This is a genomic window from Candidatus Villigracilis proximus (assembly GCF_016717045.1).
GTDB classification, from domain to species: domain Bacteria; phylum Chloroflexota; class Anaerolineae; order Anaerolineales; family Villigracilaceae; genus Villigracilis; species Villigracilis proximus.
Window position 1 is genome coordinate 95,964 of sequence record NZ_JADJUO010000007.1, and the last position, 13,903, is coordinate 109,866.

Here is a 13,903-nt window from a genome sequence, read left to right on the forward strand (position 1 = left end):
CGCACAGGAGAAAAAATGTCCAAATCATTTAATTTAGTTGAAGAAAAAAATATTCCCGAATTGAATTCAGTGGCGCGGTTGTATGTGCATAAGCGCACGGGCGCCCGTTTGCTTTCGGTAATTAATGATGATGAAAATAAAGTCTTTGGGATCAACTTCCGCACCATCCCAAAAGATTCAACCGGCGTGGCGCATATTCTTGAACATTCGGTTTTAAATGGTTCTGAAAAATATCCGGTGAAAGAACCGTTCGTGGAATTATTGAAAGGTTCACTGGCGACTTTTGTAAATGCGTTTACATTCCCCGATAAAACCTGTTATCCGGTAGCGAGCCAGAACGTGCAGGATTTTTATAATTTGATCGATGTGTATGTGGATGCAGTTCTGCACCCGTTGATGAGCGAACAGACTTTAATGCAGGAAGGCTGGCATTACGAGATCAATGATGTTTCCGAACCGTTGACTTACAAAGGCGTGGTCTTCAATGAAATGAAAGGCGCGTACTCGTCACCTGACGGCGTGCTTGAAACGCGAATTATTGAATCACTTTTCCCCAAACACATCTACGGCGTGGACTCCGGCGGTGACCCGCGTTATATCCCTGATCTGACTTATGCGAATTTCAAAGCCTTCCACGAAACGTATTATCACCCATCGAATTCGTTCATTTATTTTTATGGAAATGATGACCCAGATCAGCGTCTGAAATTAATGGAGGCGTATCTTAAGCCGTATAAGAAACAAAAAGTTAAATCAGCGGTGCCGCTTGCCAAACCGTTCAAACGCGCCAAGAAAGTTGAATATGCTTATGATGCCGGCAATGATGAAGATATTGAAAAGAAAAATTATCTGACCGTCAACTGGGTGCTGCCTGCAACTACAGAACCAGTCTTGAATTTAAGTTTGCGAATCCTTGGCTATATTTTGATCGGCACACCTGCTTCGCCGTTGAAGAAAGCATTGCTTGATTCGGGTCTCGGCGAAGACCTGGCCGGCGTTGGACTTGAGACTGAACTGCGTCAGATCATTTTTTCAACCGGATTAAAAGGCACCCGCACCCGCAGCGCAAAGAAGATCGAGAAATTAATTCTCGACACCCTCGAAACACTCGTCCGTGATGGCATTGACCCTGATATGGTCGCCGCCGGGCTCAACACCACCGAGTTCCGTCTGCGCGAAAATAACACAGGTTCCTATCCGCGCGGAATCGCGCTCATGCGCCGCGTGTTAACCACATGGATCTACGATGATGAAGATGTGTTCAAACTGCTCGGGTTTGAATCTTCACTCAATGAAATCAAAAATCAACTCGCAACCGATGCGCGTTATTTTGAAAAATTGATCAAGACTCACCTGCTGGATAACCCGCACCGTACGACGTTGCGCCTCACCCCCGACCCCGAGCTTGCCCGCCGTTTCGACGAAGATGAGAAAGCCCGACTGGCCGCCATCCGCGAATCGATGAGCGAAAGTCAGATCGCGCAACTGGTAGAAGATACAAAGAAACTCAAGATCAGACAGGAAACACCAGATACCGCCGAAGCGCTGGCGACTCTGCCATTCTTGAAATTACAGGATCTGGACAGAGAAAATAAGACTCTTCCGATTGAGAAGATACAGATCCAGGAAACACCTGTGCTGTATCATGACCTGTTCACGAACGGCATTGTCTATCTTGACCTCGGCTTTGATCTGCACACGCTGCCAACCGAATACCTCCCGTTGACAGAGATCTTCGCCCGCGCCCTTTTGGAAATGGGCACTGATAAAGAAGATTACGTCAAACTCTCACAGCGGATCGGCAAAAGCACAGGCGGAATCTACGGCAACGCGGTCAGCACCACGGTCCGCGGGACGAAGGAAAACGTCAGCAAATTATTCATGCGCGGCAAAGCCACCATGAGTCAGTCGCATGAGTTATTGAATATTCTGAAAGATATTCTGCTTAATACAAACTTTGACAACCGCGAACGCCTCAAGCAGATCGTGCTTGAAGAAAAATCAGGCCTCGAATCCTCCCTCATCCCCAGCGGACATATCTACGCCAACCAGAGAGTCCGTGCTCAATTTGGCGGCGCGGGCTGGGTCAACGATCAGATGAGCGGAATTGGTCACCTCTTCGCCTTGCGCGAACTTGCCAATGACATTGATAAAAAATGGCCGAAGGTCTTAAAGCAATTTGAAGACATGCGCAGTGCTTTGATCAACAGCGGTTCATTGATCTGCAATGTGACTCTCGATGCCGCAAACTGGAAAACCTTCAGACCGCATTTTGAGAATTTCATTTTTGCCCTGCCAGAAAAGAGCGCCGAACTTTCAGCGTTCAACGCCGAGGCTGTAATTCAAAAGGAAGGTCTGACCATTCCGGCTCAGGTCAACTATGTGGCCAAGGCCGCGAATCTATATGATCTCGGTTATGAATTCGATGCGTCCGCAGAAGTGATCACAGGCTACTTACGCATGACGCACCTGTGGGAAAAAATCCGCGTGCAGGGCGGCGCGTATGGCGGCTTCTGTGTCTTCGACAGCAACTCGGGCGTGTTCTCCTTCCTTTCGTATCGCGACCCCAATCTCGATTCAACACTTGAAAACTACGACAACTCCGCTGGCTTCCTGAAAAATCTCGATGCCTCCTCTTTGAACGACAACGAATTGACCAAGGCCATCATCGGCGCCATCGGTGACCGTGACGGTTATCAACTTCCCGACGCCAAAGGCTACACATCCATGATGCGTTATCTCACTGGCCGCACCGATGAAATGCTGCAAAAGGAACGCGAGCAAATTCTCTCCACCAACGGCGAAGACTTTATCTCCTTCGGTGAAGTGTTGGAGAAAGCCACAAAATCTGAAGCGGTGGCCGTCATCGGTTCACAGGCTGCAATTGAAGGCGCGAAAGCCGGTTTGAAAGTGACGAAAGTTCTATAACAAAAAGACGTTGAAAGTCGAAGGGCAAAAGTCAAAACCTGACTCCGACCTTCGACTTTCGACCTTTGACGATTAAGGAGCAACATGAACATCACCCTAAAAATCAACGGCACAGATCACAACATTGACACCGCCCCATCCACCACGCTGCTCACCGCTCTGCGCGGACTTGGCTTTCACGGTGTGAAGTTTGGCGATGAAGGCGGGCTCTCAGGCTCAGATACCGTTTTGTTGGAAGGCAAGCCCGTCAACGCAGGGTCACTGCTTGCCGCGCAGGCCGAAGGTCACAACATCGCCACGATCGAAGCCTCGGCGAGCACCCAGAACAAGGCTGGAAGTTAACCGATGGGCTACATCCGCTGCAAAGGCTTTCGTGGAAACCGGCGCGATCCAATGCGGCTACTGCACGCCGGCGCAAATCCTCGCCGCGAAATCCTTGCTTGAGAAGAATCCGAATCCCAGCGAGGCGGAAGTCCGCGAGGCGATCTCGGGTGTGCTCTGTCGCTGCACCGGCTACCTCAAACCCGTGCAGGCCGTGTTAAAAGCTGCTGCGGAAATAAGGGGCGATACGCCGCTGGATTGGAATTCCATTAATTGGGATTTCGGAACGCCCCAAGATGACTCTCCTCAAAATGACGCCCCCGCATCAAACCTGACCGGTGTGCAGGTTCGGCCAAAAGTAGTTTTAGCTCCCGAATCGAAAACCTGGCAAACAGTCGGCAAGCCCGAAATCAAAGTGGACGCCGTGAAACTTGTACAAGGCAAACCAGCCTTCACCGCTGATTTTGAAAAACGCGGACTGTTGCACGCCAAAGTTTTACATTCACCACACGCGCACGCACTTATTAAAAAAATCGACACCAGCAAAGCCAAAGCCCTCGAAGGCGTGGCTGCCGTATTAACATGGAAAGATATTCCACGTGTCGTATATTCCACCGCCGGACAATCAGACCCGATCCCCGGCCCATTGGATACATTTTCGCTTGATAACAAAGTGAGATTTGTCGGCGACCGCGTGGCCTTTGTGGCCGCAGAGACCGCAGAGATCGCAGAAAAAGCCCTCTCGCTGATCGAAGTGGATTATGAAATTCTGCCCGCAATTTTAGACTCACGTGAATCCATGACAAGCTCCATCCGCATTCATGATGAACCTGAGTATGTAAATTTTGCAGATTCAAATCCCGCAAAAAATCTGGCAGCAGAAATCCGCATTGACATTGGCGATGTGGAAAAAGGATTCGCCGAAGCAGATATTGTCTTTGAAGCATTTTATGAAGTGCCCAAAGTACAACAGGCACATATTGAACCGCATGTCGTCGTCACCTATTGGGACGAAGATGACCGCCTCGTGATTCGTACCTCCACACAAGTTCCGTTCCACGTCCGCAGAATGATGGCGCCCGTGCTGGGACTACCCGTAAAGAGAATCCGCGTGATCAAACCGCGCATTGGCGGCGGCTTCGGCGGCAAACAGGAAGTCTTAATGGAAGATGTGGCCGCGCATTTGACGATTGCCACAAAACAGCCTGTGATGTACGAATACACACGCGAAGAGGAATTCATCACCGCACGCTCACGTCACCCGATGCGAATCAAAATGAAGACCGGCGTCAAGAAAGACGGCACGATCACAGCCAATGAAATGTACGCGCTGTCAGATACAGGAGCCAACGGCGCGCACGCATTGACCGTCACCGGCAACACTGGTCACAAGGCAATGGCTTTATATGTTGGCGATGGTGAATATCGCAAAGCGCCAAATATCCGCTTTTATGCCGATATTGTTTACACCAACACCCCGCCCGCCGGCGCCTTCCGTGGTTATGGCGTGCCGCAAGGCTACTGGCCGCTGGACCGTCACATGGAAAAGATGGCACGCGCCATGGGACTCGACCCAATTGACTTCCGCTTGAAGAATGCGATTCACGCTGGTGAATATCATCCATTTTCAGTAGCCTGGAACGAAGGCAGAGAGCCGCGCCCAGAGATCATCCACACCGTTGGGCTTGAGCAATGTGTAGCGCAAGGCCGCGCCGCAATCGGCTGGGACGATAAGTTTGGGAATGAGGAATGGCGTTCTTTCTCTCTTTCTTCTTTCGATAACAAGGAAAGAGGAAAGAAGAAAGAAGGTAAGTTACGCCGTGGGATTGGCGTCGCCATGGTGATGCAAGGCACGGCCATTCCGTATCTCGATATGGGCGGCGCTTCGATCAAGATGAATGACGATGGTTCGTTTAATTTATTGGTAGGCGCAACCGATCTGGGCACCGGCTCGGACACTGTCCTCGCGCAAATGGCCGCGGAAGTTTTGGGCGTGCCGCTTGAAGATATGATCTGCTATTCATCTGATACAGATTTCACGCCATTTGACAAAGGCGCGTATGCTTCCTCCACAACTTATATTTCCGGCACGGCGGCTGTCAACGCGGCCAAGATCGTCGCGGAAAGAATCAGAGTCCGCGCGGCGATGATGTTGAATCTCGATAAGCACGAAGACATCAAACTGGAAAATCGTCAGGCCATTGCTCCTGATGGAAGATCAGTATCCATGACCGAGATCGCATTGGATTCGCTGCACAAGAATAATCAGGAACAGATCATGGGCGTGGCGAGTTATGTCTCACCCGTGTCGCCGCCGCCTTTCGCGGCTCAGTTTGCCGAAGTCACCGTCGATATGGAAACTGGTCAGGTCACAGTGGACAAGCTTGTGATGGCGGTTGATTCGGGTATCATTATTAATCCGCTCACTGCTTCAGGTCAGATCGAAGGCGGTATGACTCAGGCCCTCGGCTATGCCGTCTGCGAAGAGATGCGTTATGACGACAAAGGCCGCGCCATTGAACGCGACTTTGACCGGTATCACATCTTCCGCGCTGACGAGATGCCAGAACTGGAAACCATTTTCGTCGAGACGTTCGAACCGAGTCATCCATTTGGCGTAAAAGCTGTCGCAGAGATTCCCATGGACGGAGTCGCGCCCGCCGTCGGCAATGCCATCCTCGATGCTGTTGGCATCAACGTGGACGATAACCCTGTCACTCCTGAAAAAGTGTGGCGCGCCCTCCAAAAATAAAGACAAAATCAGTGACAGCCATTTTAAAATGACTGTCACTGATTTTTCACTGAGGCAGGTAAAATAGAGTCTCGATATGACCCGCGGCGAACTTATCTATCTCATTCCATATTTTGCAGCCCTTGCACTCTCGCTTGGTGTTTTATTTTACGCATGGAACAGACACAGCGCGCAAGGGGCGGTTGCATTTTCATGGTATATGATCGGACAGGTGCTGTGGATTGTAAGTTTTATCCTGGGACTTATCAGCTCAGACATTTCCACCAAGCTATTTTTAGACAGTCTGCAATGGTTTGCTTATATTATTATCGGCATAACACTGCCAATTTTTGTAATTCAATATACAGAACACAAACTGCGCAACTCAAAGTTGTTCTTTAGGATCGTGCTCATTGCCCCGATTTTCTTATGTGGAGCATTGATTGGCAACATTTTTTTTGATTGGATACATCAAGCTCCAAAGATCATCCCGCTGACATATTTCTCTCAACTAACATACGACAGCACACCAATCATGTATGGCTACGCTGTTTACATATATGCTGAGCGTATGGATGTTATATCTGCTAATACAGCGCATTATTCAACATCACAACTTCTACCGGATACAAACACTGCTTATCACAGCTGGACTTTTTTTCTCTGTTTTTGGCACAATTCTGCCGCTGCTGGATATTCGTATCTTTCCGCAATATGCCTCAACTCCATTTACTGGCGCAATTGGAAACCTGATTATGTTTTGGGGATTTTTTCGTTTTCGTATTTTCGAAATCACCCCCATCGGACGCGATAAGGTTTTTGAAGCCATGGTTGAACCCGTGGTCATTCTGGATAATAAAAATATGATCGTGGATGCAAACACATCCATGCTTGCCCTGCTTGGAAAAAAATTCAGATGATGTTATTGGTGAGTCTGCCAAAGAAATATTCGCAGATTTCCCAATTCCAATCAAACAATATACAGGTCTCCTACGCGCGCGCCGAAGCCACCTTTGTTGTTGGCGGCGTTAACGTCTACTACGAGTTAACCGTTTGGCCGCTTTACGATGAGCGCAAAGAAATGACAGGCCGCATCTACATTTCGCACGACATCACCGCCCAAAAGGAACTCGAACGCGAACTGCGCAAACTCAACTCAGAATTGGAAGACCGCGTCCGCGCCCGCACCTGGGAGCTGGCAGAAGCCTACGACACAACCCTGGAAGGCTGGGCGCGCGCGCTCGAACTGCGAGATAAGGAAACAGAAGGTCATTCACGCCGTGTCACTGAAATCACATTAAAGATTGCCTATGCAATGAACATTTCGGAAGAAGACCTGGAACATATCCGCCGCGGCGCAATTTTGCACGACATCGGAAAAATGAGCATCCCGGACGAGATCCTGCATAAGCCCGGCAAACTAACAAACGAGGAACGCGAAATTATCAAAGAACATCCTGATACCGCCTACAAACTACTCTCTCCGATCCCGTTCCTGAAAAAAGCACTGGAGATTCCGTATTCGCATCACGAAAAATGGGACGGCACCGGCTATCCGCAGGGCTTGAAAGGAAACGACATTCCCCTCGCCGCGCGCATATTTGCCGTCGCGGATGTCTGGGATGCGCTTGGCTCAAACCGCTCATACAATCAAGCCTGGCCGCGCGAAAAATAATCGAGTACTTTGTTGAAGAATCAGGCAAACACTTTGACCCGGTCATCATTAATATATTTTTACGACTGATCGAAAAAGGCGAGATATAATTCAACACAATAAATTATTGTAAATTTCACTCTGAACTGGAAAATAAAATGCCCGATCAAATTTATGTTATAGGACACGTTAACCCCGATACTGATTCCATTGCCTCGGCAATGGGCTATGCCTGGCTCCTGCGCGAACGCGATGGGATTAACGCCATTGCGGCACGCGCTGGTGCGCTTAACCAACAAACCTCGTATGTACTCAAGACTCTTGGCATTGAAGCCCCCATCCTGTTGACAGACGCCTCTCCGCGCTTTGAATCAGTCATGCGCCGCCTCGATACCATCCGCCCCGATTCTCAACTCGGTCTCGCATGGACACTCGCCAGTAAAACAGGCGGCATCGCCCCCGTCGTCAGCGAAGATGGCAAGCCATTCGGCATTATCAATGGCATGAGTCTCTTTAGGTATTTCAGTGACACTCTTGGCCCGCGTCCCGGCGACACCACCGTGCGCGAAATGATGTCAGCAAAATGTCAGGATGCAGCCGAGATCAATGTCCCCAAATATGCATCCAGCGCGCACATCCGCGATTCGCTCAATAAAATTCTCAGAGATGAATTCAATGATTACTGGGTCGTTGACGAACACGGCATGTATGTTGGCATCGCAAATCAACGCGAAGTTCTCAATCCGCCGCGCATCAAGATCATCCTCGTTGATCATAATGAACCGCGTCAGGCCATTGCCGCGCTCGAAGAAGCCGAACTGCTGAAATATTGGATCATCACCGCCTCGGTAATCCATACACGCACCAACCGATTCGTTTCACTGTGGATATCGTGGGATCGACATCCACCCTCGTGGCAGAGATGACAGCCGAAGCCGGACTCTCCATGCCCCCGGCACTAGCCGGAACGCTTCTTGCTGGACTGGTATCTGATACGCTCATCCTGACATCTCCCACCACCACACAGCGCGACAAGGTCGCAGCCGAGCGGCTATCCCGCTGGGCCTTTGTTGGTGGAAGTCCACTCAAAGGCGAAACCATTGAAACCTACGGCAAAGCAGTGCTCAGTGCCGGCGCAGGCCTTTCCAACCGTGACCCCAAAGATGTCGTCAGCACAGACATCAAACCCTTCGAAGGCGGCGGATATAAATTTGCAGTCGCCCAGGCCGAGGTGACAGACATCCTGCAACTCACCGAACACCTTGAACCGCTTCAAAACGCGCTCAACGACCTGCGCGATAAACGCGGACTTGACTTCGCCATGCTGCTGGTCACAGACGTTGTACGCGGCACAAGCCGCCTGTTAGTGACAGCCAACTCACCGACCGTCCTGAACGACCTGCCCTACCCGCCCCTCGCAGACGGCACACGTGATGCTGAAGGAGTAGTGTCGAGAAAGAAACAACTCCTACCCGCCGTGTTGGGCTTGCTCGAACGCTAACAATAGCCTCCTGCAATCCTATAGATTTTCAACTATTGACCGCCGGAAACGTGGATAAATCCATGTTTCCGGCGGGTCGAAGACTTAATAGCATCATTAAACGAAAAGGCGCAATACCCCATCCGTCACGATGCGGTTATTACGGTAAAATGGATGTATGATTATTCGCAAGGAACTGATGAACAAAAACTCCCCCAATACATGCTTTAACAAAGACAAGGCGACCATTTATGAGCGATGATACCGTATATTTAAATCACATATTCGCCGCCATGGAACAGATCGACCGTTACACCAGAGGCATGTCTGAAAGTGAATTCCTTTCCCGCGCCATGGTACAAGACGCCGTTGTGCATCAGATCGAATTGATCGGAGAAGCAGCCAGTTGCATCTCTGTAGAATTTCAGAATGAACATCCCAAATTGCAATGGGCCAACATGACAGGCCTGCGCAAAAAGATCATCCCTGAAAGTTTCAACATCAATCTCGTCAATGTTTGGAACACCGTCCAGGACGACCTTCCTCTTCACAAACAGGCCATCAAAAAACTTTTATAAGCGATATTTACAAACTATCGCGCTATGCATTTACGCATCACCAGCGCGTGAACGCCGGAAAGAAATCAAGATACGCATGGATAAAATCCCCAATTCCCAATTAATAGAAACCGACATCCCCAGCAACCGCGCAAGCTGGAAAAAAATCGAACCGTTCGCCTTGACCTTTGACGGATACAAACACTGGGGCTCCTTCAAAAGATGCCGTGAAGTCGCCGAAGAAGGCGTCAAGCTATATCGCGGACAAAAAGAACTCACCCAGTCACTAACCGACCTGCGCACCTGCCTCTTCTTTGAATCACGGCGCTGGAAACATTTTGAAAAATCTCCATCCAAAAAAGGCATGGAGTACGTTCATATTCTGGTCGAAGCGATCCGCGTCCGCGTTGCTGCGAAGGAAATTCAATAATTTTTGAAGGAGCAGGAGAAAACTCTTGTTCAAAGTTAAATCATGAAATCCATTTATCAGGCTCTCGCCGAACTTGAGAAAAACAATCAATCTGCCGCGCTCTGCACGGTGACAAAAAGTGAAGGCTCCACGCCGCGCCACGTGGGCAGCAAAATGCTTGTCCATCCTGACGGGAATTTTATCGGCACCGTCGGCGGCGGCGAATTGGAAAACCGCGTTATCAAAGCCGCGCTTGAATCAATTCAAAACGAAACCGCCCAAACTCTTGCCTATTCAATGGCCGATCCTTCACGCGGCGACCCCGGCGTATGCGGCGGCCAGGTGGAGGTATTTGTGGAACCCATTCTTCCCACACCACTGCTGATCGTGATCGGCGCGGGGCATGTCGGCAAAGCGGTTGTGCATCTCGCAAAATGGCTCGGCTTTCGCGTGGCTGTCAGCGATGACCGCGCCGAATTTTGCACGCCCGAATCCATACCCGAAGCGGATGCTTATTATCCGGTGGCAATGGATGAACTCCCAAAACACATCACAATCGATAAACGAACGGTTCTTATCTTAACCACAAGAGGATCAGCCATCGATGCGGCTGGACTCTCCCCGCTGCTTGATTCCGCTGCCGCGTATATCGGCATCATTGGCTCAAAGCGCAGGTGGGCGACCACGGTCAAGGCATTAAAAGACAAGGGCGTTTCTGATGAAAAGATCGCGAGAGTCCACTCGCCGGTTGGGTTGGAACTACAAGCAGAAACGCCGGAAGAGATCGCAGTCAGCATTATGGCCGAGGTGATGATGCTCAAGGAAAAAGGAACGGGAAAGTCGATGAAGAGTAATTTGTGATGTGAACGATCACAGATACGAGAATGTTCGCGAAAACAGAATCAGGTTACAGGTTAAGAAAGAAGCGGTTCTGTGAGCAATACACTGTAAAAGGCAAGTAATTTTCAATCGAAGTATGAAACGTTTGCGGTTGGAATTCGTAAGAAGAATAGGAAAAACGGTTCTTGTTGCAGAAAGTTCATTCGGCTATAATCTGAGTGTTATTATAAAAAAGGAGAGAAAAAAACATGGCTAGAATTTTTGATGTCATTGAGTATGCAAATGAAATGAGCGATGAGATCGTCCATCGCTTCCCTGAAGAAGGTATCGGCGATTTTCGGATTGGCTCACAGGTGATCGTGCGCGAAAGCCAGAGCGCTGTATTCTTCCGTGACGGCAACGCGCTGGATGTGTTCAAACCGGGCCGCCACACGATCGCGACCGCAAACATCCCGTTGCTGATCGATTGGGTCGGCAAGGCGTTCAATGATCGCACACCGTTCCCCGCGGAAGTGTATTTCGTTTCGCGCAAGGAATTTGCAAATGAGAAATGGGGCACACCGCAGGCGATTATCGTTCGTAACCCCAATATGGGTTTTGGCGTGGCGCTGTTGCAGGGATTTGGAACCTATTCATTCCAGGTAAAGGATCCTCAACAGTTCGTTACGCAGATCGTCGGGGCGCAGGGCGCCTACCGTACTTCTGAAATCGAAGAACGCTTGAAGATGATTCTGCTTTCGAAATTGCAGGATGTACTCGGCGAAACTGGCGCGAAGGGAAATCCGGCGAGCAAATTGATCGGTCTGCCCGAGGAGATCGGCGCAGCGGTCCGCGTAAAGGCCAAGGAAGATTTTGAAGCCATCGGCCTGACCCTTAAGACATTCTATATCGGCAGCCTCAAACCAAGCCAGAAGTCGGCTCAGGAATTGCGCGATATGGGCATGCTCGATATGTCCACCTACACCCAATTGCAAGCTGCGGATGCAATGCGTGATGCGGCTCAGAATCAGAGCGGCGGCGCAGGTTTAACCGCTGGCATCGGCGCTGGTATGGGCATCGGCAATTTGATGGGACAGGCCTTACAAGGCGGTATGCAGAATAACTCACAGGGCGGCAGCGCTCCTTCTGGCGCGAAGATGCCCGATATCATGACCCCCGCTGAAGCGGCTCAGTTCATGAAAGTGACTGAAGAAGATATTATGGCCGCAATCACCGATGGAAGCCTGAAGGCGAAGAAAGTCGGCAAGGCATTCCGCATCAGCAAGGATAATCTCGATTCGTTCATGAATAGCTAAGCGTTGAAGAAATATGAAAGAGGAGTCTGAATTTTTCAGACTCCTCTTTTTGTTTTGGATGCTTCGTGTTAAGCGTTCAATCTTCCAATTCACTCATGATATCGACGACAGAGTCGAGGATATCACTTGCAAGAACGGATGCAGTGGTGCCAAGATCTTCGGCAGCGAGCAGACCAGCTTCAGCATGGATGTATGCGCCTGCAACCGCGGCATCGTAGGCGTCGAGTCCCTGAGCGCGCAGACCGACGATCAGACCCGCCAGTACGTCACCTGTGCCTGCACGCGCCAGCGCAGGCGATGCCACAGGGATAATGGTCATTTGTCCTGTTGGGGATGCAATGACAGTAAATGCGCCTTTCAAGACCACGACATGCCCCCATTCTTTTGCATACTTGCAAGCAACTTCACTGCGGTTTTCCTGAATTTCCTCTTTGGACAACCCCGTCAACGCGGACATTTCGCCAGCGTGCGGAGTGAGCACTGCAAGCGGAAATAATTTCTCATGCCAGTCTTCGATCTGCACCAGATGACGCAATCCATCGGCATCCACTACGGTGGGAAGTTTTACTTTAGAAATTACGGTCTCGATAAAAGTTCGGGTTGGAATATGATTTCCCATGCCCGGACCAAATAAAAAGGCGGTGGCACGGTGTACGTGATTCAAAAAAGTATCGGTTGCTTTTCCAGAAACAAAACCAGCTTCATGCGGAAGTAAAACCCAGGTGGCTTCAGGCAGTTGGCCAGCAAGCACGGCATGTAATGGTTCGGGCACAGCCAGCGTGACCAGGCCCGCACCAATGCGATAAGCGGCAGTGCCAGCCAACAGCGCCGCGCCGGTATAGTTCAGCGAGCCAGCTGCGATGAGCGCGGTACCAAATGTCCCTTTGTGTGAATCGAGTCTGCGTTCGGGTAAAAGCCCGGCGACGAGTTCATCGTCAGCGACTTCGGTTTTTAATTCGTTGAAAGATGCAAAGTCATCGGGCTGACCAATATCCACAAGCGCCAGTTCGCCGACGAATTCAAAAGCAGGCAATTTCAGCAAGCCCTGTTTAACTGCCGCCATCGTAACCGTAAGATCAGCAGGGATACATTCAAGCGCAACCTCGCCCGAGTCACAATCAACGCCGGAAGGACAATCGACAGCAATAATGTACGGCGGCTCGTCCATCTCTTCCATGACGACAAGCGAATGTTCCAACACAGCAGCGACCTCTGCTTTAAGCGGAAGTTTGATCCCGGTACCAAGCAGGCCGTCCAGCACAATTTCAGCGGATTCGAGATGCGCGGTCAATGTGTGAAAATCGCCATCATCTTCGGCAAGGGTCACTTCTCCGCCCGCAGCGAGTAGACGCGCCACATATTCATCATTTTTTTTGCGTTTAACCAGATAGGCGCCGGCGTGCCAGCCTTCTTCGGCGAGATGCGTCAATGCCACAAGCGTATCTCCGCCGTTGTTGCCCGATCCCACAAGACCAAGCACCTCTCCCCATTCCTCATCAAACGCGATCTCGTTGACAATCTCCGCAAGTCCACGGCCTGCGTTTTCCATCATTTCAGCATAAGGCAGGCCATTTGCATCTGCTTTGCTCCTTTTGCATCCGCGCACATGGTGACAAGTTTCGGGTGTTTACCCATATAGCTGTTGGTTGTGTAAAGCTCAAATGTGCGCAAAGAAGATTATACGTCTA

General features: G+C 50.2%; 12 protein-coding genes and 1 pseudogene. 12 read left to right on the forward strand and 1 reads right to left on the reverse strand.

Going from position 1 to position 13,903, the window contains the following annotated elements; all coding sequences use genetic code 11:
• Nucleotides 1–15: 15 nt before the first annotated feature.
• From IPL71_RS08985 to IPL71_RS09035, 12 genes and pseudogenes are all read left to right on the forward strand, one after another.
• Nucleotides 16–2,928 (forward strand): insulinase family protein, encoded by a 2,913-nt coding sequence (locus tag IPL71_RS08985; protein ID WP_345320855.1) that lies wholly within the window; start codon nucleotides 16–18, stop codon nucleotides 2,926–2,928.
• An 84-nt stretch (nucleotides 2,929–3,012) separates the two neighbouring features.
• Nucleotides 3,013–3,270 (forward strand): (2Fe-2S)-binding protein, encoded by a 258-nt coding sequence (locus IPL71_RS08990; protein ID WP_345320857.1) that lies wholly within the window; start codon nucleotides 3,013–3,015, stop codon nucleotides 3,268–3,270.
• A gap of 31 nt (nucleotides 3,271–3,301) precedes the next feature.
• Nucleotides 3,302–6,001: a molybdopterin-dependent oxidoreductase gene (locus IPL71_RS08995; protein WP_345320859.1), complete on the forward strand. Its 2,700-nt coding sequence runs from the start codon at nucleotides 3,302–3,304 to the stop codon at nucleotides 5,999–6,001.
• Nucleotides 6,002–6,077: 76 nt separating this feature from the next.
• A pseudogene (locus IPL71_RS25865) lies at nucleotides 6,078–6,720 on the forward strand (histidine kinase N-terminal 7TM domain-containing protein); the annotation flags it as partial.
• 87 nt (nucleotides 6,721–6,807) lie between these two features.
• Entirely contained in the window at nucleotides 6,808–6,900 is a 93-nt protein-coding gene (locus IPL71_RS25870) for a PAS domain-containing protein (RefSeq protein WP_514130761.1), read from the forward strand.
• Nucleotides 6,897–7,655, forward strand: coding sequence for an HD domain-containing phosphohydrolase (locus IPL71_RS09005; protein WP_345320863.1), 759 nt, complete (start codon nucleotides 6,897–6,899; stop codon nucleotides 7,653–7,655). The genes IPL71_RS25870 and IPL71_RS09005 overlap by 4 nt, the downstream gene beginning before the upstream one ends.
• Before the next feature lie 137 nt (nucleotides 7,656–7,792).
• Nucleotides 7,793–8,560 (forward strand): DHH family phosphoesterase, encoded by a 768-nt coding sequence (locus tag IPL71_RS09010; RefSeq protein ID WP_345320865.1) that lies wholly within the window; start codon nucleotides 7,793–7,795, stop codon nucleotides 8,558–8,560.
• The gene (locus tag IPL71_RS09015) at nucleotides 8,527–9,135 is read left to right on the forward strand and encodes a DHHA2 domain-containing protein (RefSeq protein ID WP_345320867.1); all 609 of its coding nucleotides are present in this window, start codon (nucleotides 8,527–8,529) and stop codon (nucleotides 9,133–9,135) included. The genes IPL71_RS09010 and IPL71_RS09015 overlap by 34 nt, the downstream gene beginning before the upstream one ends.
• Nucleotides 9,136–9,365: 230 nt before the next feature.
• Nucleotides 9,366–9,692 carry a HepT-like ribonuclease domain-containing protein gene (locus IPL71_RS09020; protein WP_345320869.1) on the forward strand — a complete coding sequence of 109 codons (327 nt, stop codon included), beginning with the start codon at nucleotides 9,366–9,368 and terminating at the stop codon, nucleotides 9,690–9,692.
• A gap of 76 nt (nucleotides 9,693–9,768) precedes the next feature.
• Entirely contained in the window at nucleotides 9,769–10,101 is a 333-nt protein-coding gene (locus tag IPL71_RS09025) for a hypothetical protein (RefSeq protein ID WP_345320871.1), read from the forward strand.
• A 42-nt stretch (nucleotides 10,102–10,143) separates the two neighbouring features.
• Nucleotides 10,144–10,941 carry an XdhC family protein gene (locus tag IPL71_RS09030; RefSeq protein ID WP_345320873.1) on the forward strand — a complete coding sequence of 266 codons (798 nt, stop codon included), beginning with the start codon at nucleotides 10,144–10,146 and terminating at the stop codon, nucleotides 10,939–10,941.
• A gap of 227 nt (nucleotides 10,942–11,168) precedes the next feature.
• Complete coding sequence (locus tag IPL71_RS09035; protein ID WP_345320874.1) at nucleotides 11,169–12,215, forward strand: SPFH domain-containing protein; 1,047 nt, start codon at nucleotides 11,169–11,171, stop codon at nucleotides 12,213–12,215.
• 76 nt (nucleotides 12,216–12,291) lie between these two features.
• Here the strand turns inward: IPL71_RS09035 and IPL71_RS09040 are convergent, their stop codons facing one another.
• Nucleotides 12,292–13,821 (reverse strand): NAD(P)H-hydrate dehydratase, encoded by a 1,530-nt coding sequence (locus tag IPL71_RS09040; protein ID WP_345320876.1) that lies wholly within the window; start codon nucleotides 13,819–13,821, stop codon nucleotides 12,292–12,294.
• Nucleotides 13,822–13,903: the final 82 nt, after the last annotated feature.

Coding starts and splice junctions, on each gene's coding strand:
- IPL71_RS25870 (WP_514130761.1), top strand. CDS start 6,808: ATGGTTGAACCCGTGGTCATTCTGGATAATAAAAATATGATCGTGGAT.
- IPL71_RS08990 (WP_345320857.1), top strand. CDS start 3,013: ATGAACATCACCCTAAAAATCAACGGCACAGATCACAACATTGACACC.
- IPL71_RS08985 (WP_345320855.1), top strand. CDS start 16: ATGTCCAAATCATTTAATTTAGTTGAAGAAAAAAATATTCCCGAATTG.
- IPL71_RS09020 (WP_345320869.1), top strand. CDS start 9,366: ATGAGCGATGATACCGTATATTTAAATCACATATTCGCCGCCATGGAA.
- IPL71_RS09005 (WP_345320863.1), top strand. CDS start 6,897: ATGATGTTATTGGTGAGTCTGCCAAAGAAATATTCGCAGATTTCCCAA.
- IPL71_RS09025 (WP_345320871.1), top strand. CDS start 9,769: ATGGATAAAATCCCCAATTCCCAATTAATAGAAACCGACATCCCCAGC.
- IPL71_RS09030 (WP_345320873.1), top strand. CDS start 10,144: ATGAAATCCATTTATCAGGCTCTCGCCGAACTTGAGAAAAACAATCAA.
- IPL71_RS09010 (WP_345320865.1), top strand. CDS start 7,793: ATGCCCGATCAAATTTATGTTATAGGACACGTTAACCCCGATACTGAT.
- IPL71_RS09035 (WP_345320874.1), top strand. CDS start 11,169: ATGGCTAGAATTTTTGATGTCATTGAGTATGCAAATGAAATGAGCGAT.